This window comes from uncultured Pontibacter sp., from assembly GCF_947502515.1.
Taxonomy (GTDB): domain Bacteria; phylum Bacteroidota; class Bacteroidia; order Cytophagales; family Hymenobacteraceae; genus Pontibacter.
This window is the reverse complement of the sequence record NZ_CANNAI010000001.1, coordinates 354,995-377,047: the sequence shown is the minus strand read 5'-3', so window position 1 is coordinate 377,047 and position 22,053 is coordinate 354,995. Positions and strand designations below refer to the sequence as shown.

Genomic DNA, 22,053 nt, shown 5'->3' with positions numbered 1-22,053 from the left:
GGCGAGGAGCTATACCTTACTTACTGCTGCTAAGCGCCATTGGCGGACGTTGCTCGTCAAAGTTTGTCAGGTCCTGGTATAGCTTGGCCAGAGCCAGCACCTTGGCTTCGCCATACAGCTGTCCCATAAAGGTGATCGTGGTAGGCATCCCGTTTTTCTGGAAACCATTGGGCAGCACCACACACGGATGACCGCTCAGGTTTGTCATCACCAGGTTACTGCCTGCATAAGATGGACTCAGGTACACATCTATACCTTTCAGTTTCTCGTGCATCTGCTGTATGATGAGTGAGCGTACTCGCTGGGCCTGCAGATACTCCACGGCGGTAACAAAGCGTCCAGCCCTGAAGATATTTGGCCAGGCGTTCTTGTGCTGCTGCACCATTATACTGTCACGGCCGCTTCGCGTCAGTTCATCGAAAGCGGCTGCTCCTTCCACCGAGATCGTCATGGTCAGGTCACGCGCTGGCAGGTTTGGCAGTTCAATTGGCACGAGCTCTATACCTGCTTTCCGGAGTGCCTCCAGTGTGGCTTTATCATTCTCCTTGAAAGGATAGTCCCGCTCGAAATCTTTCTGCAGATAACCTACCCGCAGCTTTCGCACATCAATGTTCTTATTGTAATTGAAAGGAGCGTCCACAATGGTCAGGTCTTTTCCGTCCGGGCCATGAATGGCATTGAACACAATGGCGCAGTCTTCAGCGGAGCGGGCGATAGGTCCAATCTTATCCATAGACCAGCTCAGCGCCATGGCTCCATGTCGGCTCACGCGGCCAAAGGTAGGGCGCAGTCCTGTGGTACCGCAGGCAGTGGAAGGTGACACGATGGAGCCAAGGGTCTCTGTTCCGATCGCAAAAGGTAGTAAACCCGCGGCCACTGCTGCAGCTGATCCGGCTGAGGAGCCGCTTGAACCTTTGTTTAAATCCCAGGGAGACCGTGTTTTACCTCCATACCATACATCACCCATCGCCAGTTCGCCTAATGTCAGTTTAGCTACCAACACAGCACCAGCCTGCTCGAGCCGCTCCACAACAGTAGCATCCAGGTCAATCTGCTGGTCTTTGTAAGGAACAGAGCCCCATGTGGTCTTATACCTCTTTGTAGCCAGCAGGTCTTTCACACCATAAGGTATACCATGGAGCATACCTCTATACTTTCCGGCCTTTATCTCCTGGTCTGCGCGTCGGGCTTGCTCCAGTGCCAGCTCCTCTGTCAGGCTGGTCACACATTGCAAGGTAGGCCCGTGCTGCTTCAACCGATCCAGGTAGAGTCTGGTGAGTTCCTCTGAGCTGATCTGCCGTGTACGCACCAATTCAGCCAGTTGCGGTACCGAATAAAAAGCGAGGTCCTCTCTATTTGCTGGCAGTTTTATACCTTTCCGGCGCTCTACTTCAAACTTCTCCCGCTTCTGCTCAAACTCAAACCCCACAGGTATAGGATTAAACTGTAAAGCAGGCGCTACATCGTTTGACAAGGGTTGTTCTCTGATGCGCTGGTAGCTGCTCCTGAACTCAGCAACGTTTGCTGTAGCTGAATCCAGTTGCGCATCCGTAAACTTCAGCCCAATCATTTGCTGTGCATTCCGAAGCACATCCACTGTGATCTTGTCATCAGCCAGTTTTGAGATAAAGGCACCTGACAGGAAACATGTTGACCCTAACAAGGTATAGGTATATGATCTTTTCATAAAATCTGTTTGTGAGTCATTCAGACCTATAAGTTAGCAATTATCATTTATTTATAGTCGCGGTTGCCTGGTAATAGCCACAAAAAAACCGCCCCCTGCAATGCAAGGGGCGGTCTCTTATTAGATTCTAACTAGTTAGGAATCTGTTATGGATTCTGATCACCAGCAGCCAACGCTTTGTTGTTGTTGATCTCGTCCTGAGGGATTCTGAACAGGATCTGTGGATCCGTGATAGAGCGCTCTGTTACCAGGATAAGAGCTGCAACGTGCTCACCGTTTGGAGCAGTACCAGTGATTCTCTTAACAGGTCTGTTCAGACGCTTCAGATCCAGGATTGAGAAACCTTCACCCCAAAGTTCGATTCTTCTTTGCATCAGGATCTCTTCGATCAGATCTGTACCAGAAGTCGCTGGTGCTGCATACTGAGGGTCTCTTGCTTTTACAAGTGCCTCCAGTACAGTAACGGCTTCACCATCTCTACCAAGTCTGGCAAGTGCTTCAGCTTCGATCAGGTACATTTCAGAAGCTCTCATCAACACATAGTCAGCTGCCCATGAACCAGTAGTAGGCAGACGGAACTTCAAAGAAGTGTAGTTGTAGTAAGTACCTTTGTTGTCGGCAGTAGGAGCCTGAACAATTTCCTTACGAACGTCAGTAGCTGACATTTTCTCATAAAGCTCTCTCGTGATCAACTTCGTGCTACCCAGACCGGCATAACCACCTGCAGTGTTTGCCATGTGCGAGAAGAATGAAGCGTAGATCGTTGACTGGTCATTTGGAATCTGAAGACCCCACATCCACTCACTGTTAGCAGTACCGAAACCAGCTTTGTAAGCAGTTGCACTCATCAGGGTGTAACCTTGACGAGCTTCGTTAGCTTTCTGACGAGCTCTCTCCCAGTTTTCCATTTGCAAAGCTACACGAGCCTGCAGACCTTTAACAGTCTTTTGGTTGATATGAGAAACATGGTCTTTCTGCTGACCTTCAAGTAATGCTTCAGCAGCATCTAGGTCAGCAATGATCTGGTTGTATACTTCTTGAACTGTACCACGACCTTTACCTTCAGTAGTCGGCTCTGTGTATAACGGCACACCTGGCGCATTTTCGTGGCCTTTGTAGGTATGCTGGAACAGGTTAATCAGGTAGAAGTAAGAGTGAGCTCTCAAGAACAAGGCGTTACCTTTGATATAATCCCTACGGGCTTGCGTTCCTACAGCCTCATCAACGTTAGCGATGATCAGGTTAGCATTGTTAACGGTTCTGTAGTAGTATCTCCAGGCAATACCAGAACGGGATGCTGCAGTGGCTGTTGCGTAAGCTGAGTGGTTATACTCTGCTACGAACCAACCGTAACCACGCACAGGTGTAATCACGTCATTACCCATCATATCCATGGTCAAGTCATAAGACTTCTGACCATAGTTTCCATGGTTTTCCATGCTGGTCCACATAGAACGGTAGATACCATTCAGTGCAACTGTAGCACCCTCTGTTGTACCAAACACCATTTCATTTGGCACCTGAGATTGAGGAGTTGTCTCCAGGTACTCCTTTTCGCAACCCGTCAGCACTAAAACTGCCAGTGCCAGCGGAGCTAGTTTTTTAACTATATTTTTCATACTAATAATATTCCTAATTAAAAGTTAGCATTTAGACCTAGCGTGAAAGTACGCATCACTGGGTAAGTGAAGTCTGATGTACCATTGAAGCTACGCTGTGGGTCCATACCTTCGTTCTTCGTGAAGATCTTGGCATTGTCAACTGATACGAATGCACGCATATTGTTCACACCTACTCTTGAAGTCAACGTGCTAGGCAGTGTATAGCCTAAGTTGATGTTCTTGATGTTCAGGTAAGATGCGTCGAACAACCATCTTGTAGAAGCACCGTCCTGATTAGCAAGTCCTTGCTGAAGTCTAGGCACATCTGTGTTCGTGTTCTCTGGAGTCCAACGGTTCAACATGTCTTTGCTGAAGTGTGTACCATAAGTACCTCTGTGCATCAGGCCAGAATAATTGCTGTCGTAAAACTTACCGCCTACCTGGAATGTCATCAATACCGCAAGGTCAAAGCCTTTGTAGCGGAAAGAGTTAGAGAAACCACCGATCAGATCAGGAATAGCAGAACCACGGTAGTCATAAGTGCCGTTGTTGATATTGTTCGTCACTGTATCCTGACCGATGATCTGGTAAGCCGCGTTGTCTGGCTTATACAAAGTATGATCAGTACGATACAGAGCGTCACCATTGTTAGGATCTACACCGTAGTACTCACGCAACCAGAAGGCATAGATGTCTTTACCCTCAGCAAGACGCTTCGTGCCATTGATGATTGGGTCACCATTTGGCATCGTTTTGATCTTGTTCTTGTAGCTTGTCAGGTTCACATCCATTCTCCAGTCGAAGTCGCTAGTAGTAATGGCGTTATAGCCCAGTTGCAATTCCCAACCGTTGTTAGTCATAGTACCAATGTTCTGCCACATGTTCAGTCCACCAGTTGAAAGAGGTGTAGGAACTGCGAACAACAGGTTGTTTGACATACGCTGGAAGTACTCTACTGTACCTTCCACCTTGTTGAAGAATCTAAAGTCAGCACCAATGTTGAAGTTAGCGTTAGATTCCCAGATCAGTTCAGGAGCTGGAAGAGAAGTTACTAGGGCACCTGGAGCATTTACGTTGTTCCAACCCAATGAATAAAGACCCTGCCATGCATAGTAATTTGCAGTACCATCACTGTTCAAGGTACTTTCGTTACCTTGCTCACCGTAGCTACCTCTAAGTTTCAACTCGTCAATCCACTCAGTAGAAAGGAAGTCTTCTTCTGAGATTCTCCAGCCTGCGCCGATTGAGTAGAAGTTACCCCAACGTGCATCTCTAAAGAAGCGAGAAGTACCGTCTCTTCTGAAGCTGGCAGAAGCCAAATACTTATCTGAAAGGCTGTAGTTCAACTGAGAGAAATATGACTCAATTCTATGGTTTTCGAAGTCAGAAGTACCATCAGTCAATGTAGCTGCAGAAGCAAGCTCATTTGTTCCAGGGAAGGCAAAGCCAGTCTTGGTTGAAGATACGTTTCTAGTTTCATAATCGTAGTTTTCGTGACCAGCTAATGCACGCAGGTTGTGGTTTCCAAACTGCTTGTTCCACGTCAACACTTGATTGAAGGTGTAAGAAGTAGTTCTTCTATCAGACTTAACAGAGCGTCCGCTTACGTTTGCCGCATCACCAAACTGTGAGTTTTGGAAAGAAGTACCGAAACCATTGTAGTAGTTACCACCGAAAGTTGTCTTGAAAGTGAAGTCTTCCAAGAATTTCACCTCGGCAAAAGTATTAACAGTTGCTTCGCTTCTTCTAGTAGATCTTTCGTCAAGGGCTAGTGTTCCAAGCAAGTTAGAGTTTGGCGCATATGGTCTGGCACCCATCTGGTTAGTATTACCCCAATCAAGCGCATTACCACCACGAATAGGATCTGTTACGAAGTTACCCTCACCATCACGCTGCCATACTGGGTAAATAGGACCCATGTAACGAGAGTAGTAGAATGGGTTTGAAGTAGCTGTACCAGTTGCATAGTTACCCTGGTTTTCAGACATGTTACCAGCAATGTTGATACCTGACTTCAACCAGTCAGTTACTTGCGTATTGATGCTGGCACGTGCATTCACACGGTCATAACCAGAGAATTTAGCTACACCTTCTTCTTTGATATAACCAACAGACAGGTAATAGTCGCTCTTCTCAGCACCGCCAGACACGTTCATGTTTACGTCAGTACGGTTAGACTGCTGGAACAATTCCTCAGCCCATGAGTCGCTGTAAAGCAGACGAGCATTCGGGTTCAGACGGCCAGTAGCCGGATCGATCACCTGGTTGCCAGGCACGTTGAATGGGTTGTAAACAAGACCGTTACCACCTGCAATGTTGTCAGAAGCAAACTTGTTAGCAGCTGTAAGATCCTGGCCTGGCTTTGGTGCTCCACCAAGGTTTGCGTTACGCATTGCTTCCCACATCAATTCATAATACTCCTGCTCGTTTACACGCTCGTACTCTTTGATAGCACGATCAGAAACACCTCTTCTTAGGTTAACGGCGATACTAGGCTTGCCAGTTTTACCTCTTTTAGTTGTGATCATGATCACACCGTTGGCAGCACGTGAACCGTAAAGGGCCGCTGCAGCAGCATCTTTCAATACTGTCACAGACGCGATGTCGTCAGTTGAAATAGACTGAAGCGTACCGCTAAAAGGAACACCGTCTACTACATAAAGTGGCTCGCTGCTAGAGTTGATAGAACCAATACCACGAATACGCACAGATGCGTTAGAACCAGGAGCACCACCACCGTTGGTAGTCTGGATACCTGGTACAAGGCCTTCAAGTACGCGTGTAACAGATGTTACCTGCTGTCTCTCGATCGCTCTTGTCGTGATAGTTGACTCAGCACCAGTAAAGGCTGTTTTCGCAACAGTACCGTAAGGTACCTGGATCACAACCTCTGACAGCTGCTGGCTGTCGATGTCCAATGATACATTGATAGAAGTATTTGCGCCAATCGCCACCTCTTTTGCCACGTATCCAATGTAACGAAACACCAGGGTGTTCGCATTATCTGGTACGTTTACGCTGAATGATCCGTCTGCATTAGTTGCTGTACCAGTAGTGGTACCCTTCACAACTACAGACACCCCAGGAAGAGGTGCTCCGTCCCCTGCCCCTGTAACTTTACCTGTTATTGTCCGACTCTGTGCCGCTACTTGGCCCAAAAGCGCAAACAAAAACAAGAAGTTAAGTAGTAATACTTTCTTCATAAACTACACTTGTTTTGTTAGGTTGTTGAAAAATAGATTAGATAATAGAATAGTTTTATCTCCAAATATAGGCATTAAAAACATTTAACAAAACCTTAACAAAGATTCTTCGTAATATTTTTTTATGCCCTTTAAAAGCCCTCAGACAGCGTTGAAAGCCACAAAATGACGTTTACAACACGTTGAAGGCCACATCATTTGAGAAAACAGTAGTCTTAGGAGGGAATAACCAATGCATGACCACCTTTCCAAGTGGTCTCTTTTTTTCAGGAAAAAGCTTGCTTCATACGGAGGGTGTTATAACAACAATAGTAACGACCGTAACAAAAGCTAAACACCGTATCCGCCGGAGTCTCCGTAATTGCCTGATTGCGCCATCACGATCGCGTGTGCCTGCTGCGCTTCCTTGATATTATACTCAAATGCCAGCCGCTTGTAGTTGATCACATCTACTATAGTACCTATAAAACACAGTCCGGCTGTGAACAGGTATAGCAGCCCCATCCCTACATGCCCGAGTACAAAACGATGCACACCGGCCACTCCAAAAAATCCGATAACAGCAGTAATGAGCACAAGCAGCGGTTCACGCCGGCGGGATCTGTAAACAGAAACGAACTGCTGCGCCTAGTAGTCCGACATAGCGTTCAGCAGGCCCTGCACATAAGCCATCTCATCGGGCTCAAGTTCAGGCATTAAATTAAATACATTAACCATAGTTTATAGTTTAGAATGATACAGGTATAACTTACGTGATTGCACTAACAGCTCCAACACACGCCAGCACAATATAAGCAGAGCAGGCAAGCCAAGCGGGTGGGCCTCCCAGGAAGACGCCAGGTCGCCTCTTAATAAATAAGTCACACTATGCCCCAGACCACAGCCCGGGCAGCCACCCTGCCACACCCAACTGATGGGACACAGGCTGAACAGATGATTGCCTGCAGGCTCCATACCAGCCAGCAGCAGCAGACCAAGCATCCAGGCACCCGCTTCCGGGAGGACTCGCCAGGCTGCGTAAAAGGCTCTATTTCTGTTAATTTCGTGCATTGCCACCATAAGGTATATTTAATATCGTGATTGTGCAAGTTATAATACATCCAAATGATAACATCTGCCCACATATCTGTCGTATGACTAGGAAGAATCTAAATAAAGAACAGTATGGAATGCAACGTTGGATTGACTGAACAGAAAGTACGCGTGTTGGCAGGGCTTGCCATTATCGGAGTGGGCGCATACTATAATATAAAGGCATTGTCAGCTATCGGGGTTATACCTATTGTTACGGGCATGCTGCGCTATTGCCCCGTCAACCAGGCAATCGGCTACAACGGCTGCACCGGGGAGCAACACCGTGTGAAAAGCGCTGTACTTTAATCATATGTAAAAGCGGCTATACATAAGCTTGGGTTTTACGTACCTATAGCGCTATGAGAAAGATCATCCTGTACATCGCTGCCAGCACCGACGGGTTCATTGCCCGGCCCGACGGAAACATCGACTGGCTACACGATAAGAAGTACAACATACCTGACGAAGACTTCGGCTACACGGCCTTCCTGCAAACGATCGACACCACTTTAATGGGTCGTAAGACTTACCAGCAGGTCATGGGCTTCGACATGCCCTTTCCCTACCCTGACCTGAAAAACTATGTCTTCAGCCGCTCCAATCAACAAGACACGGAGCATGTTTCCTTTGTGAAAGACGATGTGGTAGACTTTATAGAAAAGCTAAAGGAGCAGCCCGGTAAAGACATCTGGCTCATTGGCGGCGGGCAGTTGAATGCTACCTTGCTCAATGCTGGCTTACTGGATGAAATTATCCTGACATACATCCCGATTGTGCTGGGGAAAGGAATTCCGCTGTTTTCTGCTGATACAGAAGAGCATAAGCTAAAGCTGATCCCGACTGAGAACAAACTTTACCGCAATGGCTTCCTGCAGGTGAGGTATAGTTGCTGATTATCTAACCCAGAAAGCCCTCAGCTGCATAATGCAGCTGAGGGCTTTCTGGGTTCAGGTGCTAGTACGTTAGGGCTCTGATTGGCTGCGATTACATTTCAGGATTTTCCTGATCGGTTTTTCTCTGTTCCAGTTGTTTTTCGGCATCCTCTTTCTGGTGCTCACGCTCCACTCTTTCATCATCCATCAGCCCTTGGCTAACAGTGTCCGTAAACTGTCTGGAAAAGCCGAAGCTCTCATCAACAGTTGGCACATCATAATTTCCAGTATTAAAAAATAATCCTGAAAGGTAGCTTCTTCTACGGCGTCTCATCTCACACTCCTTTCTATTAAATAACGGCTGCTCCGCTATGTATTTATAAATAGTTTATACTATGTTATACGTAAATCATGCAATAATAGACTGGATTTATACCTAAATAACGGGCATAAAAGAAGCCTGCCCGACAAATATGTCAGGCAGGCTTCGCAAGTAGGGTACACAGTTAGACTATTTCTTCTTTTTAGCCTTGCTTTTCGCTTTCTTCGATTTGGCAGCTTTTACTTTTGACTCTGTTTCCTCTGCCTCTTTCATCAGGGCTTTCCAGTCAAACTTGGCCTCGGCGCTGAAGTCGATGGTTGCTTCACGGTCTTCAGGGTCGAGCTGCAGTACTTTGATGTCTTTGGTCAGGTAGGTCTGTATTTCATCAAGCATTGGCTTTTCTTCGGCACTGCAAAAGGACACAGCTATACCTTTGGCCATACCACGGCCTGTACGTCCCACACGGTGCACGTAGTTTTCGGGCTGCTCCGGCAGGTCATAGTTCACCACATAGTCTACACTCGGGATGTCGATGCCGCGTGCGCTCACATCCGTGGCGATCAGGAGCTTCACCTCTCCTTTCTTGAACTTCTTCAGGGCTTCCAGGCGATCTCTCTGCTCTTTGCCCCCATGGATGCTCATCGCAGCGATGTCTACACGCTCCATGGCAGCCACTACGCGCTCAGCCCGCACCTGCGTGCGTACAAAGGCGAGTATCTTCTTATCAGGGTTCTCTTTCACAACCCGCTCCAGGAAGAACCGCTTCTCGTCCATCTCCACGTACATCACGGAGTGGTCCACGTTCTTCGAAACCGGATCTTTCGGGGATATCTGAATGCGCACCGGCTTATTGACGAGCGAATAGGCAAGCTCCTTGATCTTCTCGTTGATAGTGGCCGAGAAGAACAGGGTCTGCCGCTTGCGTGGCAGTTTGGTGATCAGCTGCCGGATGTCGTGGATGAAACCAAGGTCGAGCATGTGATCCGCTTCGTCCAGTACGAGTGTCTCCACGCGCTCCAGCCGGATGTAGCCCTGGCTCACAAGGTCGAACAGACGCCCCGGTGTAGCCACCAGGATGTCTATACCCGCCTCCAGCTTGGCGATCTGCGGCCCCTGCTCCACGCCACCAAACACACAGAAGGTCTTGACGCGGGTATGGCGACCGAGCTCTTCAAACACCTCGGTGATCTGCAAAGCGAGCTCGCGGGTAGGCACCATCACCACACACTTGATGCCATCGGAGCGACGGCGGTTGATCTGGTACTGCAGCTTATCCAGCACAGGTATAGCGAAGGCGGCCGTCTTGCCGGTACCTGTCTGGGCAATCGCCAGCACATCCTCGCCTTTCATGATCGGAGGGATCGCTTTGAACTGTATATCGGTTGGCTTCCGGAAACCCAGCTTACCCAGGCTTTTTTTGATCTCATCGGATATGCGGTAGTCTTCGAACTTCATGGTAATGCTTTGCTGATTGGCTACTGGTCTTTACGTAAGGTCGCAGCGAATTGCAAAGGTACAGCTTCTTTTTCTGATTCGCCTAAGGTATAGACTCGGCTCGCTTCGCCATTTGTTGTACAGGCCAATGCAGCGTAGCATCGCTTCAAAGGCTACTCCCCTGTAGCAGCTTATCTCAAATTCTGAATTACCGGCTCGCCTCAAGGTATAAACTCGCTAGAAGGTATAAGCACAACGCCTGGCCGGAATAAAGTAAAAAGATTAAAAATAAAAAAGCAAAATAAACTTTTATGATAGCATTACTATTATCAAAGAAAGTTGTTATAACTTTGCGGAAACCAATCTCGAATAATGAGCAGCTGCAACAGGAACAGCAGCATCAAAAAAAGGGAACGGACACTTGACACAGGCGTAGTCTTAAACAGTCATCAGCACATGAACACGACCAGCATTAAAATAAACCTGAACCACAAGGCTTACATGCGTGACCCGGAGAACACCGAACTGGGCCGCCGCATCATCAACGAGAGCATTCGCCTGATCGACGATCTGGGCTTTGAGCAGTTCACGTTCCGGAAGCTGGCAAATGTAATTGGCTCTACAGAAGCTTCCATTTACCGCTATTTTGAGAACAAGCACAAGCTGCTGGTATACCTGGTGTCGTGGCACTGGGCCTGGCTTGACCATTTTGTACTGTTCCACACCAACAACATAGCTGATCCGCGGGAGCGCCTGAGCCGGGCTATAGACGTGATCACATCCTCTGGCATTGACAACCCTGCTACGCTGCACATCAACGAAAGCGCCCTGCACAGGATCGTGATAGTTGAGGCCTCCAAGGTATACCTAACCAAGGAAGTAGACGATGACAACAAGGACGGTTATTTCCTGGAGTACAAGCGCCTGTGCCATCACATAGCTGAAATGGTGCTCGCCATAAATCCCGATTATCCTTACCCGCATGCCCTCATCAGCACGATCATGGAGGCAGCCCACCAGCAGGTGTTCTTTGCCGAGCACCTGCCTTCGCTCACCGAGATCAAGGGCACAAAGCGCTCTCCCGAAGAAACGGCTACTTTTTTAAAACATCTGGTATTTGCGGCAGTTGACCAAAAAAGATAAAGCAGACACATGAGTAAAGCATATAAACATAAACCTATTTACACGCCGATGCAGCGTTTCTGGCAGCTCCTTGCCGCTGAGAAGCGTGAGATCGTGTACCTGTACATCTACGCGATCGTAGCGGGTCTTATCAGCCTTTCGCTGCCATTGGGTATTCAGAGCATCATCGCTTTCATATCGAGCGGCCAGATCACGGTGTCGGTGGTGGTACTGATCACCCTGATCGTGCTGGGCTTACTTATTGTAGGCGGTATGCAAATCATGCAGCTGTGGCTGGTGGAGTACATACAGCAGCGCATTTTTGCTCGCACGGCTTTTGACTTTGCCTTCAGGGTACCGCGGTTGCAGTCGGAGGCGCTGCACCGCTACTATCCGCCAGAACTGATGAACCGCTTCTTCGACACCATTTCGTTGCAGAAATCGATGGCCAAGCTGCTGACTGACTTTACCACGTCTGCCATACAGATCGTCTTTGGCCTAATCCTGCTATCGTTCTACCACCCCTACTTCATTGTGTTCGGCATGATCCTGGTCATCGTGCTAATCGGCATACTTTATTTCACGAGTCCCCGTGGCATCGACACCAGCATCACAGAGTCGAAGTACAAGTACAAGCTGGTCGCCTGGCTACAGGAAATGGCCCGTTCGATGAACACTTTTAAGTTAGCCGGTCAGTCTGATCTGCCCACCGAGAAAACCAATGGTTTTGTCACCAGCTATCTAAAAGCGCGCAAACAACACTTCCGGGTGCTGATGACGCAGTATTTCAGCTTTGTAGGCTTCAAAACCGTGATTACGGGAGGTCTGTTGGTGCTGGGTGCCATACTGGTGATTCAGCGGGAAATCAACATCGGGCAGTTTGTGGCTTCCGAGATCGTCATCATCCTTATCATGACGGCGGTGGAGAAGATCATCATCAAACTCGATACGATCTATGACATGCTTACCAGCCTTGACAAGCTGGGGCAGGTGACCGACATGCCCCTGGAAGAAGAGCGTGGTGTGTCCATGCCTGACAGAGGACAAGGCTTGTCGATACAGGTAAAGAACCTGCGCTACCAGTACCCGAACGTGGAAGAATATGCTATTAACGGCGTTTCATTCGATGTGCTGGCCTCAGAGCGGGTATGCATCGCGGGCTTTAACCGGTCGGGCAAGTCGACGCTTAGCCAGTTGCTGCTTGGTCTGTACGAGAACTATGAAGGCAGCATCGCCTACAACAATCTCTCGATGCGCGACCTCGACAAGAATAGCATGCGCCGCCTGATTGGTGACAACACCTCCAAGGAGCAGGTGTTTGACGGCACCATCCTGGAGAACATCACGCTCGGTATACCGAACGTGCCGATCGAGGATGTGATCTGGGCGACTGACAATGTAGGTCTCACCGAATTTGTACATGAACTGCCAGACGGCCTGCAAACGGAGCTGACCGGTGGCAGCATTCGCCTGCCGGCCAGCGTATCGCGCAAGATCATTATGGCCCGCTGCCTGGTGCTGCGCCCTAAAATGCTGCTCCTGGATGATTTCTGGGGAGGTATGGAAAAGCACGAGAAGCTACGCCTGATCCAGATGCTCTCGTCGCAAGAGTTCAGCTGGACGCTTCTTATCATCTCCAATGATCCGGAAGTGATGGCCATCTGCGACCGCACGCTGCTCCTGAAAGGTGGACAACTCGTGGCAAACGGCAATTACGAAGAGATCCGCCACAGCACACCCTATCAGCAACTGGCCAACCTGACTGTATAACCATGAAAGAGAAAGATCCCTATACCCCTTCGCGGGAGCATAACTCTATGGAGGCGATGGAAATGGTGCGCACACCAGGGCTTGGACGTACATTAGCCTACTGGATCATCGGCATCGTACTCTTCCTGATCCTGATTCTGTTTTTGCCGTGGACGCAGAATATTTCGTCGCGCGGCGCACTCACCGCCCTGAATCCGGAAGACCGGCCACAGACTGTGCAAAGCACCATAGCAGGTCGCATCGAACGCTGGCATGTGCAGGAGGGCCAGCTGGTGCAGAAAGGCGACACGATCGTTAGTTTGTCGGAGGTGAAGGAAAAGTTCTTCGACCCGCAGCTGCTCGACCGTCTGGATGAACAGGTGCAGGCCAAGGAAGGAGCGGCCACAGCTACAAGAGCCAAGTCCGAGGCGCTGCAGGACCAGATACAGGCGTTGCGGGAAGGTTTGCAGTTCAGCCTGGACAAGGCTCGCAATAAGATAGCCCAAATACAACTGAAGGTGCAGAGTGACAGTGCGGATCTGGTAGCGCAGCGTGTAGAAGTAGAAATAGCCCGCAACCAGTATGTGCGCCAGGAAGAACTGTACAGGCAAGGTTTGAAGTCGCTGACTGAATTGGAGGCCCGACGTCTTAAACTGCAGGAAGCGGAAGCCAAGCTCATTGCCAACGAAAACAAACTGGGCAGCACCCGTGCCGAACTGCAGAACGCCTATACTGAGCTCAGCTCGTTACAGGCGGAGTATGCCGATAAGCTCGCCAAAGCTGAATCGGAGCTTAATTCAAACCAGGCCTACCTGTACAGCACGATTGGAGATGTGTCGAAGTTGCGGAGCGAGTATAGCAGTACACTGGTACGAAGCACCTTTTATCAGGTGGTGGCGCCGCAAACGGGTTACCTGGTGCGGACACTTCGTGCAGGTATAGGTGAAACCATCAAAGAAGGAGAAGCCATTGCCACCATCATGCCCGAGGACCCACGCCTGGCCGTGGAGCTTTACGTACAACCCATGGACCTGCCCCTGCTCTATCGCGGTGCTCCGGTACGCCTGCAATTCGATGGCTGGCCGGCACTCGTCTTCTCGGGTTGGCCAAACTTGGGCTTCGGTACGTTTGGCGGCAAAGTGGCTGTGATCGACAATACCGCAACCAACGGCCTGTACCGCATGTTGGTGGTGCAAGACCCGGAGCAGGAAGAATGGCCCGAGGCAATTCGCATCGGCTCAGGCGTGCAAGGCTGGGCTATGCTGAACACCGTGCCGATCTGGTACGAACTATGGCGCCAGCTCAACGGTTTCCCGCCAGACTATACGGGTACGCTGCCAGTGGATGGCGCCAACTCCCAGACCAAAGAAGAGAAATAAGTACATGAGAAGATATCCCTTTTTAGTCTTTTCGCTGTTGCTGCTGTGCCTGACAGGTATAGCCCGGCCGGGTATAGCCCAGTCGTCTGACTCGGTGCGGGTACTCACCATGCATGCGCTCTACGAGCAGGTGTTGGCGCATCACCCGCTGGCGGCCCAGGCAGCGCTGCTTGCCCGCCAGGCTGACCAGGAAATACGCATGGCCCGTGGCGGCTTCGATCCTGTCATCAGTAGTAAGTATGGCGAGAAGCAGTTTTCGGACAAGGAGTACTATACCTACTGGAACAACAGCCTGCGTGTGCCGCTGTGGTTTGGTCCGCAGTTGCTGGCAGGCTATGAGCGCAACAGTGGCCCCTACCTGAACCCCGAGAAGTACACGCCCTCGAACGGCCTGAGCTACGCAGGTATAGCCATACCGCTGGGGCAGGGCCTGTTTATGGACGAGCGTCGCGCCATTGTGCGACAGGCGCAGCTGCTGCCCCAGATGGCCGAAGCCGACCGCCTCAAGCTGGTAAACAAACTGCTGCTCGACGTGGCAAAGGATTACTGGGACTGGCTCTATTATTATAATGAGGTGCAGGTATACCGCGAGGCCCTGGAGCTAGCCGAAGTCCGCACCAGGGCTGTGAACGAGCGTGCCCGACAGGGTGACCTGGCTGCTATCGACACGGTAGAGGCACGCACCGAGGCCCTTAACCGCCGGGTGTTATTGAGCGCCGCCCTGCAGCAGTACAACAACAGCAAGCTGCGGGTGGAGATGCACCTGTGGGACGAAGGCAATCAGCCGCTGGAGCTTGCCGCCAATGCCATTCCTTCGGCGGAAGGCACCGAACTGGATCCACTTAGTCCCGAAGACCTGCAGGAGTTAGTAGCGCTGGCCAAGGTCAACCATCCTGATATCGTCAAACTCGACCTGAAGGGACAGCAGCTGGAAGTAGAACGCCGCTTCGCCGCTGATAAACTCAAGCCGAAGCTGGATGTAGAGTACAACCTGCTGCAGAGTGACTTTTTCATGAACGGAGAAGCTTTTCAGGCGCCTTACATGCGCAACAACTACAAGGTGGGTATCAGCTTCAGCCAACCACTGTTCTTGCGACAGGAACGTGGCAAACTGCAGCTCACCAAAATAAAGCAGCAGGAAGTAGGCTTTCAGCAATCCTTTACTTTAAGGGCAATCGAAAATGCAGTTCAGATGGTGTACAATGAATGGCTGGCATTGGAAGAGCAGATTGCGCTGCAGGAGCAAATGGTAGTCAATGCCCGTATCTTACAGGAAGGCGAGATCATTAAATTCAGGGCTGGCGAAAGCTCCATATTCCTGATCAACGCCCGTGAGCAGAAGCTACTGGAATCACAGATCAAGCTCTATGATATGCGCAGCAAATACGCTAAAATCAAAGCCCAACTCTACTGGTCAGCCGGTAACATGCAGCAGGAATAAACCACAATTCTAAAAAACATAGCAAACATCTGTGGATAAGTGTGAGTTATCAACAGAGTTGCTAACATACTTAGCCACCTTCTAAAAAAGTTAGTTTAAGAAGTTTGAATGGGAGTATTTCCTTGTTACTAGCTGAGGTTATACTTAGCAACGACTCGAATAGCCTGATTCGGATAATGTCGCGTCCTGTCCTTACAAATGACTAACTTTTGGTTTTCTCTCTCCTAGACCCCAGACTCTTAAACTTTCATAACCTCCCTCCTATTACCACCCGCTCCTTGTGCACGCTCTTCTGCCCATCCAGCCCGAAGAGCTCGATGTAGAACAAGTAATAGCCGATAGCGGCTTTAGTGCCGTCCTGTCGGGTGCCGTCCCAGCGGAAGAAGCCTGTGGAGGCTAGCAGTTCGTTGCGCACCAGCTTGCGTATTTCCCGCCCCTGTGCGTCAAAGACGGTGATATTGGCCACAAAGCCTGTTTGGTCAGTACTATAGTTGACAGTAGTAAAATCTTCATACCCATCGTCATCCGGTGAGAAAACCCTGGGCTCAATGGTGAACATACGCTGTGCCGCTATACCTGGCTGTGACTGCGAGTTGAGGTAGCCGGGCGTAGCACCCAGTGAAGTGGCAGCTGAATGAAAGTTGTCCGCTGAGGTTGGACTGTCCAGCCGGATGCGCTCCAGTGAAATGCCGTTGCGGTCGTCGATCAGGCTAAAGTGCATGCGCTCACTGTAGTCGAAGCGGTCTGCGATGCGGCTATCTGGCTGCAGAAGCACCACAGATCCGGCCGCGTCGGGATAAGTGGGCAGCGACACCATCCTAAGGAAAGTTTCTTCACGGGCAGCAGGATAGTTATTTTTGATGTTCTCCGGATTGATGGTGAGCACCACGTAAGCACCCGGCTCCAGCACATGGCTACTCGTTGTGATCACGCGCCGATTGGTAATGCTGTCGTTGCTAACGTTAGCCAAGTGCCAGTTTTGCAGGTTGATGAATTTATCGCTGCGATTGACAAGCTCCACAAAGTCTACACCACCCGGCCTTGGGTTGAACAGTACTTCATTAATCACAACATCGCCAGGCACCGGAGCTGAGGGCAGGGCAAAGGTAGCCGTGAGCGGTTGTGAGCTGAGGTTGCCGGCGCAATCGCGTATACCTGTGGCCGTTAAGGTATAGCGCTGCCGCTCCTGCAGTGGGCTGGCCAGTTGCAACACCACCTCTTCAAACAATGGCGAAGCAACCTGTACGGCGGCTATACCTACACCTGCCGGACTCAAGGTATAGCCGCTCACTGCAGCAACCTGTGCACTGTCCAGCCGCTCGTTAAAACGGAGCAGCAGCCGGTCGGGTGCCAGTGCCGTCACGCCAATCAAGACAGGTGGTGTGTTGTCAGGTATAGAGGCAGCTACGGAGTTCGGCTGGGCAGGTGTCCCGCCGCGGGCGTCGTTGGAGGCGATCCAGTTATCTGCTCCAGCGCAGGGATTGCTAACGTCAATCATCTCCAGACTCCAGCCACCGTTGCGCTTGGCATTGTCGCGGTACCAGGCATCGCTGTAGTTTACAGCGTAGATCAGGCGACCATTTGGCTGGCGTAGCTGCAGCAGCTCACCGGTATTGTTCAGGCTCGGAAAGTTGCTGATGCCAATTGTGCGGCCGTATTGCGTAAAATTGGCTACCTGTGTATTCGGCACTACCACCGCATACTCGCCGGGCTGCAGCAGCGTGTTAGGTAGTGTGGTGGTAGCAGTGGCATCGGAGTAACGTATACCTTGCAGCGTAAGCACCTTCTCGGTCGGGTTGTGCAGCTCAATATACTCTACGGCAGGCAGCCCGGTGGCAGGCGTTTCACGGGCCATGATCTCGGTGATCAGCAGTTCGTTATACCCGGGCAGCACAGGCGGCAGCGCATACTGGAAAGTTAGCTCCACCGGATCCGGCAAAGTATTGCCATACAGGTCAGTTATACCTGCAGCGGCAATCGTATTGGCCCCGTTCCGAAGTGACTGCGCAAATGTGAGCAGCACAGTCCCGCTTTCTGTAACTTCAGCAGATGTCGGTTTGGCGCTACCGTTCAAGGTATAGTTTGCTGTATTTTGGGCTGATGTAGGATTGAGCGGCTCATTAAAACGCAACTCCAGCGACTGCGTGCTCAGTGGCTGAGCGCTCTCCAACAAAGGTGGGTTAGTATCAGTGATCCGAAAATCATCAAAATAAAAGCGCTGACTGTTGGCTGAGCTATACCTGACCAGCACCCCGAAGTAAGCGGATCGTCTGTGTGTAGCATCTGTTACGGAGCCTTGGCTTCTGTAGCTTTGGCCTGTTCCGGTTACGTCTATTTCTAACTGCCAGGTATAGTCGAGGCTTCGCGTTACCCGCACCCGCACGATATTATTAGAGGTCGCCACAGTTTTATCCTCGCCGTTGATGATGATAACAGCCGGTTTACCAGCGTCTTTCCGGAAGAGGCTCACCTCGTCGGGCGTACCTCCAATGCGCACAAAATAGCCGTTCGCATCAGTAGCTTTGAGATCCTCCTTGTCAGATAGCAGGAAGATGTCGGCATAGTTGCTGGCAGAAGTCGCCAGCCGCAGGTTGGCCCAAAACTCCCAAACAGTACCCACCGCCGCATGAGAGGGCGTGGCCAGGTATAGCACAGTGCCCGTCACCGCCGGCCCGCTGCTTTGCAACTGGTTTTGAGCGTTTACGATAAAGCTGTTCGCATCACCTGCCCAGGTGGGATTCTGGGTGAAGTTGCCATCGGAAAAGTCATCCTGAAGTTGGGCAGAGCTAAGGTATGGGAACAGAAGCAACAGGCCTGCAATTAGTGCCTTTTGAGCAATTACTGACCTGGTGGCACGAGAAATGAAGAGGCTTAAACCTGCAACCAGCATCAGTCCCCATTTTGCCATGCTGAAAGAATCTTGGTTAATAGCCTGGCAGGCGATGCGACTTTTGTTTATCTGGTCCTCCACCAGCTCTTCATTCAAGAGAAAAAATCCGGATTCAGTATTTACAAATGCTTGGCGTAAAGTTTGTTTCATGCGCAGATATTGTGGTGAAAACTTACGAACTTCGCAGCCGCAAAAGGAACAGTATGGGCAAACGTAAAGACACTCACAGGTCTTCGGAGACGCTGTGAGGTCGGGAAAACGGCCACTTTTGTAAGATGTAGAACTTTTACGCGACCCTGAGGAGTTAGTTAGAGGAACTTAACACATTAACCATATACCCTAAACAATGAAAGTAGCAGTAGTAGGCGCCACCGGATTAGTGGGCGGCGAGATTTTGAAAGTGCTGGCGGAGCGCGACTTCCCGGTAACGGAATTATTGTTGGTTGCTTCTGAAAGATCTGTTGGTAAACAGATGGAGTTTAAGGGTAAACAGATAAAGGTTATCGGGATGCAGGACGCGATCGCGGCTGCCCCGCAAATTGCGATTTTCTCAGCCGGCGGCAGCACCTCTACCGAGTGGGCTCCTAAGTTTGCAGAAGCAGGCATCGTGGTAGTGGATAACTCCTCCGCGTGGCGCATGGACCCAAGCAAGAAGCTGGTGGTACCCGAGATCAATGCCAAAGAACTAACAAAAGAAGATAAAATCATTGCCAACCCGAATTGCTCGACCATTCAAATGGTAGTGGCCTTGAACAAACTGCACGAAGAGCTGAAAGCAAAGCGCATCGTAGTGAGCACCTACCAGTCGGTAACAGGTACAGGCGTGAAGGCGGTGGAGCAGCTCATGAACGAGCGTGCAGGCAAGGAAGGCGAGAAAGCATACCCCTATACCATCGACCTGAACGTGTTGCCGCACATCGACGTGTTCCAGGACAACGGCTATACCAAAGAGGAGATGAAAATGATCCTCGAAACCAAGAAAATCATGGGCGATGACTCTATCCGGGTAACGGCCACAGCAGTACGTATACCTGTAATGGGCGGTCACTCGGAGTCAGTGAACGTGGAGTTCGAGAAGGATTTCTCACTGGGCGAGGTATACCGCATCCTGAACGAAACCGAAGGCGTGAAAGTAGTAGACGACGTAAAGAATCTGCAGTACCCAATGCCAAAAGACGCCCACGGCAAAGATGAAGTACTCGTAGGCCGTGTTCGCCTGGACGAAACTCAGCCAAGAACGCTCAATATGTGGATTGTAGCCGATAACCTGCGCAAAGGTGCTGCGACCAATGCGGTACAGATTGCCGAGTATCTGGTGAAGCACGAGCTGGTTTAAGGTTAGTTAGCAGAAAACTATAAAAAAAGGAAGCTCTTGACAGGGCTTCCTTTTTTATTCTAGCGAGCCGGTAAAAAGTGTAACCAAAGAAGAACTTGCTGACTTTTCTATTATTCTGCATTTATGTGCTTCTAATACTCAAATCTCTTGCTAGAACACGTAACTTATGCCTGCATATTTAAGCTCACTGCACCAAAGATCATGAAACTCCAACCCATCCACACCGAAAGGCTCGTGCTGATACCTTTCACGCTCGCGGCAGCCCGTGCACTTTATAGCGGTGACAACGGTGTGCTTACATACCTCGGGTTGCAGATAACTCCTCTTTGGCCTGATCAGGAGAGCATGGATACGTTGCCCAAGATTATCAAAAGACTCGAGCAATTACCTGAACCGACTGGCTTTGAGTCGTGGATGATCGTACTGAAACACAATGCCACTGTAATCGGTGACGCCGGTTTTAAGGGGGGACCGAATCAGGACGGAGCTGTGGACATCGGCTATTCTATCATAAAGCAGGAACAGCAGAAAGGGTATGGGCTGGAAACGGCCAGAGGGTTGGTGGACTGGGCTTTTCAGCAAAATGGAGTGAAAGTGGTGACGGCCAGCTGCCTCTTAGAAAACACGGCCTCTATCCGAATACTCGAAAAACTGGGTATGCAGGAACTGATCAGAGATGATGAAGTCATTTACTGGAAACTGGAAAATAAAAGGGCAGGTATACCTGTTGCCACGCTGCAGTAGCAGTTTATCCCTTTCAAAACATAAGGAAAACGATCTTCCAGGTCCTGATCAGAAATCCACCCGATACAAATCCTCCATTTGCCGCTGGGTAATAAACCGGGGCATGGCACGGAAAAGTGTGTTGCGGAGCTTCCCCAATAATGGGTTTCTCCAGTGCGCCACTTCTCCCAGCGTGCGGGAAAGACCGATCACTTTAGCTGTGCGGGCTTTGCGGCGTTTCTCGTAGCGCTTAAGGGCATTAGCCAACACAGGTTCCTGCTTCAGACATTGGGCCAGTACCACAGCATCCTCTATAGCCTGACAGGCACCCTGCCCCATGTTGGGCGTAGTGGCGTGGGCCGCATCACCGAGCAAGACTATACGGCCGTATACAAAATGTTTCAGAGGCTTCAGGTCAGCGATGTCGTTCCAGATGAGCTGGTCTTGCGAAGTGGAAGCCAACACAGCCTCTACAGGCGAGTGCACCATTTCGAAGTGACGGGCAAGTTTTTCAGGAGTCATGCGGCGCATCTTTTCATCACGCTGCGGAGCATTGATGCAGGCGTACCAGTAGATCTTATCGCCCTGTAGCGGCGCTATACCTACCCTGCCTTCCGGTGCCCAGGTCTCTGCCGATATCATTTTGTTGATCTCTACCCCCGGATTGTCGATCACGGCACGCCAGCAGGTATAGCCGGCGTAGCGCGGGATGCTGTCAGGTATAAGTTGCTGCCGGACTACCGAGCTAATACCATCAGCAGCGATCAGCAGATCGGCCGTGGCATGGGTGCCATCGGCGAACATGACCTGCACCTTGTCACCGCTCTGCTCCACAGTTTCGCAGCGCTTATCCAGTACCACAGAATCTGGCTCGAGGTGACTCAGCAGCACCTCATGCAAATCGGCACGATGTATCACAAAGTTGTTGATGCCATACTTGTTGCTCAGGCGGCGGGTGTCCATGTTACTGATTTCCTGCCCGTGCTCGTCGAAGATCACCAGTGCATCGAGCTGCTTGCCTCTTGCGACCACATCGTCCACCACACCGAGCCTTTGCAGGCCCTGCATCGCATTGGCGGCAAGCCCTACGCCAGCCCCCAGTCCTCTGAACTTGGGAGCTGCCTCGTACACGGTGGTGTCTATACCTGCCTGCTGCAGCGCAAGTGCCGCACACAGTCCTCCGATTCCACCTCCTATTACTATGGCTTTCATAAATGAGA

Annotated in this window: 18 protein-coding genes; 9 read left to right on the top strand and 9 right to left on the bottom strand. The window is 50.4% G+C overall.

Annotation, left to right across the window (positions count from 1 at the left end):
- Positions 1-16: 16 nt before the first annotated feature.
- The 5 genes from Q1A54_RS01795 to Q1A54_RS01775 all read right to left on the bottom strand — a co-directional run bounded on the left by Q1A54_RS01795 (position 17) and on the right by Q1A54_RS01775 (position 7,445).
- Positions 17-1,687 carry an amidase gene (locus Q1A54_RS01795; RefSeq protein WP_299984644.1) on the bottom strand — a complete coding sequence of 557 codons (1,671 nt, stop codon included), beginning with the start codon at positions 1,685-1,687 and terminating at the stop codon, positions 17-19.
- A 146-nt stretch (positions 1,688-1,833) separates the two neighbouring features.
- On the bottom strand, positions 1,834-3,306 hold the full coding sequence (locus tag Q1A54_RS01790; protein ID WP_299984642.1) for a RagB/SusD family nutrient uptake outer membrane protein: 1,473 nt from the start codon (positions 3,304-3,306) through the stop codon (positions 1,834-1,836).
- Positions 3,307-3,323: 17 nt separating this feature from the next.
- Positions 3,324-6,491, bottom strand: a complete 3,168-nt coding sequence (locus Q1A54_RS01785) for a TonB-dependent receptor (RefSeq protein WP_299984640.1) — start codon at positions 6,489-6,491, stop codon at positions 3,324-3,326.
- A gap of 330 nt (positions 6,492-6,821) precedes the next feature.
- Positions 6,822-7,067, bottom strand: coding sequence for a TM2 domain-containing protein (locus tag Q1A54_RS20325; RefSeq protein WP_366915779.1), 246 nt, complete (start codon positions 7,065-7,067; stop codon positions 6,822-6,824).
- A gap of 144 nt (positions 7,068-7,211) precedes the next feature.
- The gene (locus tag Q1A54_RS01775) at positions 7,212-7,445 is read right to left on the bottom strand and encodes a DUF2752 domain-containing protein (protein ID WP_299985443.1); all 234 of its coding nucleotides are present in this window, start codon (positions 7,443-7,445) and stop codon (positions 7,212-7,214) included.
- Here Q1A54_RS01775 and Q1A54_RS01770 point away from each other — a divergent pair.
- The 3 genes from Q1A54_RS01770 to Q1A54_RS01760 all read left to right on the top strand — a co-directional run bounded on the left by Q1A54_RS01770 (position 7,359) and on the right by Q1A54_RS01760 (position 8,458).
- The gene (locus Q1A54_RS01770; protein WP_299985460.1) at positions 7,359-7,571 is read left to right on the top strand and encodes a hypothetical protein; all 213 of its coding nucleotides are present in this window, start codon (positions 7,359-7,361) and stop codon (positions 7,569-7,571) included. The two genes, Q1A54_RS01775 and Q1A54_RS01770, sit on opposite strands and share 87 nt — an antisense overlap.
- 84 nt (positions 7,572-7,655) lie before the next feature.
- On the top strand, positions 7,656-7,871 hold the full coding sequence (locus Q1A54_RS01765) for a DUF2892 domain-containing protein (RefSeq protein ID WP_196120093.1): 216 nt from the start codon (positions 7,656-7,658) through the stop codon (positions 7,869-7,871).
- A gap of 53 nt (positions 7,872-7,924) precedes the next feature.
- Complete coding sequence (locus tag Q1A54_RS01760; protein WP_299984637.1) at positions 7,925-8,458, top strand: dihydrofolate reductase family protein; 534 nt, start codon at positions 7,925-7,927, stop codon at positions 8,456-8,458.
- Positions 8,459-8,549: 91 nt separating this feature from the next.
- On the opposite strand, the gene Q1A54_RS01755 is transcribed toward Q1A54_RS01760, so the two are convergent.
- Together Q1A54_RS01755 and Q1A54_RS01750 are read right to left on the bottom strand one after the other, a co-directional pair.
- Positions 8,550-8,771: a hypothetical protein gene (locus Q1A54_RS01755; RefSeq protein WP_299984635.1), complete on the bottom strand. Its 222-nt coding sequence runs from the start codon at positions 8,769-8,771 to the stop codon at positions 8,550-8,552.
- A gap of 177 nt (positions 8,772-8,948) precedes the next feature.
- Positions 8,949-10,214 (bottom strand): DEAD/DEAH box helicase, encoded by a 1,266-nt coding sequence (locus Q1A54_RS01750; RefSeq protein WP_299984633.1) that lies wholly within the window; start codon positions 10,212-10,214, stop codon positions 8,949-8,951.
- 435 nt (positions 10,215-10,649) lie between these two features.
- On the opposite strand from Q1A54_RS01750, the gene Q1A54_RS01745 reads away from it, so the two are divergent.
- Genes Q1A54_RS01745 through Q1A54_RS01730 form a run of 4 tightly spaced genes read left to right on the top strand, consistent with a single transcriptional unit; the run spans position 10,650 to position 15,884 of the window.
- Complete coding sequence (locus Q1A54_RS01745; protein WP_196120101.1) at positions 10,650-11,336, top strand: TetR/AcrR family transcriptional regulator; 687 nt, start codon at positions 10,650-10,652, stop codon at positions 11,334-11,336.
- Between the two features lie 9 nt (positions 11,337-11,345).
- Positions 11,346-13,085, top strand: a complete 1,740-nt coding sequence (locus tag Q1A54_RS01740) for an ATP-binding cassette domain-containing protein (protein WP_299984631.1) — start codon at positions 11,346-11,348, stop codon at positions 13,083-13,085.
- A gap of 2 nt (positions 13,086-13,087) precedes the next feature.
- Positions 13,088-14,443 (top strand): HlyD family efflux transporter periplasmic adaptor subunit, encoded by a 1,356-nt coding sequence (locus Q1A54_RS01735; RefSeq protein ID WP_196120103.1) that lies wholly within the window; start codon positions 13,088-13,090, stop codon positions 14,441-14,443.
- 4 nt (positions 14,444-14,447) lie between these two features.
- Complete coding sequence (locus Q1A54_RS01730) at positions 14,448-15,884, top strand: TolC family protein (RefSeq protein ID WP_299984628.1); 1,437 nt, start codon at positions 14,448-14,450, stop codon at positions 15,882-15,884.
- 247 nt (positions 15,885-16,131) lie between these two features.
- Here Q1A54_RS01730 and Q1A54_RS01725 read toward each other — a convergent pair whose 3' ends face one another.
- Positions 16,132-18,924, bottom strand: a complete 2,793-nt coding sequence (locus tag Q1A54_RS01725) for a lamin tail domain-containing protein (RefSeq protein WP_299984626.1) — start codon at positions 18,922-18,924, stop codon at positions 16,132-16,134.
- A gap of 196 nt (positions 18,925-19,120) precedes the next feature.
- On the opposite strand from Q1A54_RS01725, the gene Q1A54_RS01720 reads away from it, so the two are divergent.
- Both Q1A54_RS01720 and Q1A54_RS01715 read left to right on the top strand, forming a co-directional pair.
- A complete protein-coding gene (locus tag Q1A54_RS01720; protein WP_299984624.1) occupies positions 19,121-20,110 on the top strand; it encodes an aspartate-semialdehyde dehydrogenase in 990 nt (329 codons plus the stop codon).
- 201 nt (positions 20,111-20,311) lie between these two features.
- Positions 20,312-20,854 carry a GNAT family N-acetyltransferase gene (locus tag Q1A54_RS01715; protein ID WP_299984622.1) on the top strand — a complete coding sequence of 181 codons (543 nt, stop codon included), beginning with the start codon at positions 20,312-20,314 and terminating at the stop codon, positions 20,852-20,854.
- A 48-nt stretch (positions 20,855-20,902) separates the two neighbouring features.
- Here Q1A54_RS01715 and Q1A54_RS01710 read toward each other — a convergent pair whose 3' ends face one another.
- Positions 20,903-22,045, bottom strand: a complete 1,143-nt coding sequence (locus tag Q1A54_RS01710; protein WP_299984620.1) for an FAD-dependent monooxygenase — start codon at positions 22,043-22,045, stop codon at positions 20,903-20,905.
- Positions 22,046-22,053 lie beyond the last annotated feature (8 nt).

Excerpts from the sequence above, each read along its gene's own strand:
- Q1A54_RS01740 (WP_299984631.1), top strand. The coding sequence starts at position 11,346 with ATGAGTAAAGCATATAAACATAAACCTATTTACACGCCGATGCAGCGT.
- Q1A54_RS01725 (WP_299984626.1), bottom strand. The coding sequence starts at position 18,924 with ATGAAACAAACTTTACGCCAAGCATTTGTAAATACTGAATCCGGATTT.
- Q1A54_RS01720 (WP_299984624.1), top strand. The coding sequence starts at position 19,121 with ATGAAAGTAGCAGTAGTAGGCGCCACCGGATTAGTGGGCGGCGAGATT.
- Q1A54_RS01760 (WP_299984637.1), top strand. The coding sequence starts at position 7,925 with ATGAGAAAGATCATCCTGTACATCGCTGCCAGCACCGACGGGTTCATT.
- Q1A54_RS01750 (WP_299984633.1), bottom strand. The coding sequence starts at position 10,214 with ATGAAGTTCGAAGACTACCGCATATCCGATGAGATCAAAAAAAGCCTG.
- Q1A54_RS01755 (WP_299984635.1), bottom strand. The coding sequence starts at position 8,771 with ATGAGACGCCGTAGAAGAAGCTACCTTTCAGGATTATTTTTTAATACT.
- Q1A54_RS01710 (WP_299984620.1), bottom strand. The coding sequence starts at position 22,045 with ATGAAAGCCATAGTAATAGGAGGTGGAATCGGAGGACTGTGTGCGGCA.
- Q1A54_RS01775 (WP_299985443.1), bottom strand. The coding sequence starts at position 7,445 with ATGGAGCCTGCAGGCAATCATCTGTTCAGCCTGTGTCCCATCAGTTGG.
- Q1A54_RS01765 (WP_196120093.1), top strand. The coding sequence starts at position 7,656 with ATGGAATGCAACGTTGGATTGACTGAACAGAAAGTACGCGTGTTGGCA.
- Q1A54_RS01770 (WP_299985460.1), top strand. The coding sequence starts at position 7,359 with ATGCCCCAGACCACAGCCCGGGCAGCCACCCTGCCACACCCAACTGAT.
- Q1A54_RS01785 (WP_299984640.1), bottom strand. The coding sequence starts at position 6,491 with ATGAAGAAAGTATTACTACTTAACTTCTTGTTTTTGTTTGCGCTTTTG.
- Q1A54_RS01735 (WP_196120103.1), top strand. The coding sequence starts at position 13,088 with ATGAAAGAGAAAGATCCCTATACCCCTTCGCGGGAGCATAACTCTATG.
- Q1A54_RS01745 (WP_196120101.1), top strand. The coding sequence starts at position 10,650 with ATGAACACGACCAGCATTAAAATAAACCTGAACCACAAGGCTTACATG.
- Q1A54_RS01790 (WP_299984642.1), bottom strand. The coding sequence starts at position 3,306 with ATGAAAAATATAGTTAAAAAACTAGCTCCGCTGGCACTGGCAGTTTTA.
- Q1A54_RS01715 (WP_299984622.1), top strand. The coding sequence starts at position 20,312 with ATGAAACTCCAACCCATCCACACCGAAAGGCTCGTGCTGATACCTTTC.
- Q1A54_RS01795 (WP_299984644.1), bottom strand. The coding sequence starts at position 1,687 with ATGAAAAGATCATATACCTATACCTTGTTAGGGTCAACATGTTTCCTG.
- Q1A54_RS01730 (WP_299984628.1), top strand. The coding sequence starts at position 14,448 with ATGAGAAGATATCCCTTTTTAGTCTTTTCGCTGTTGCTGCTGTGCCTG.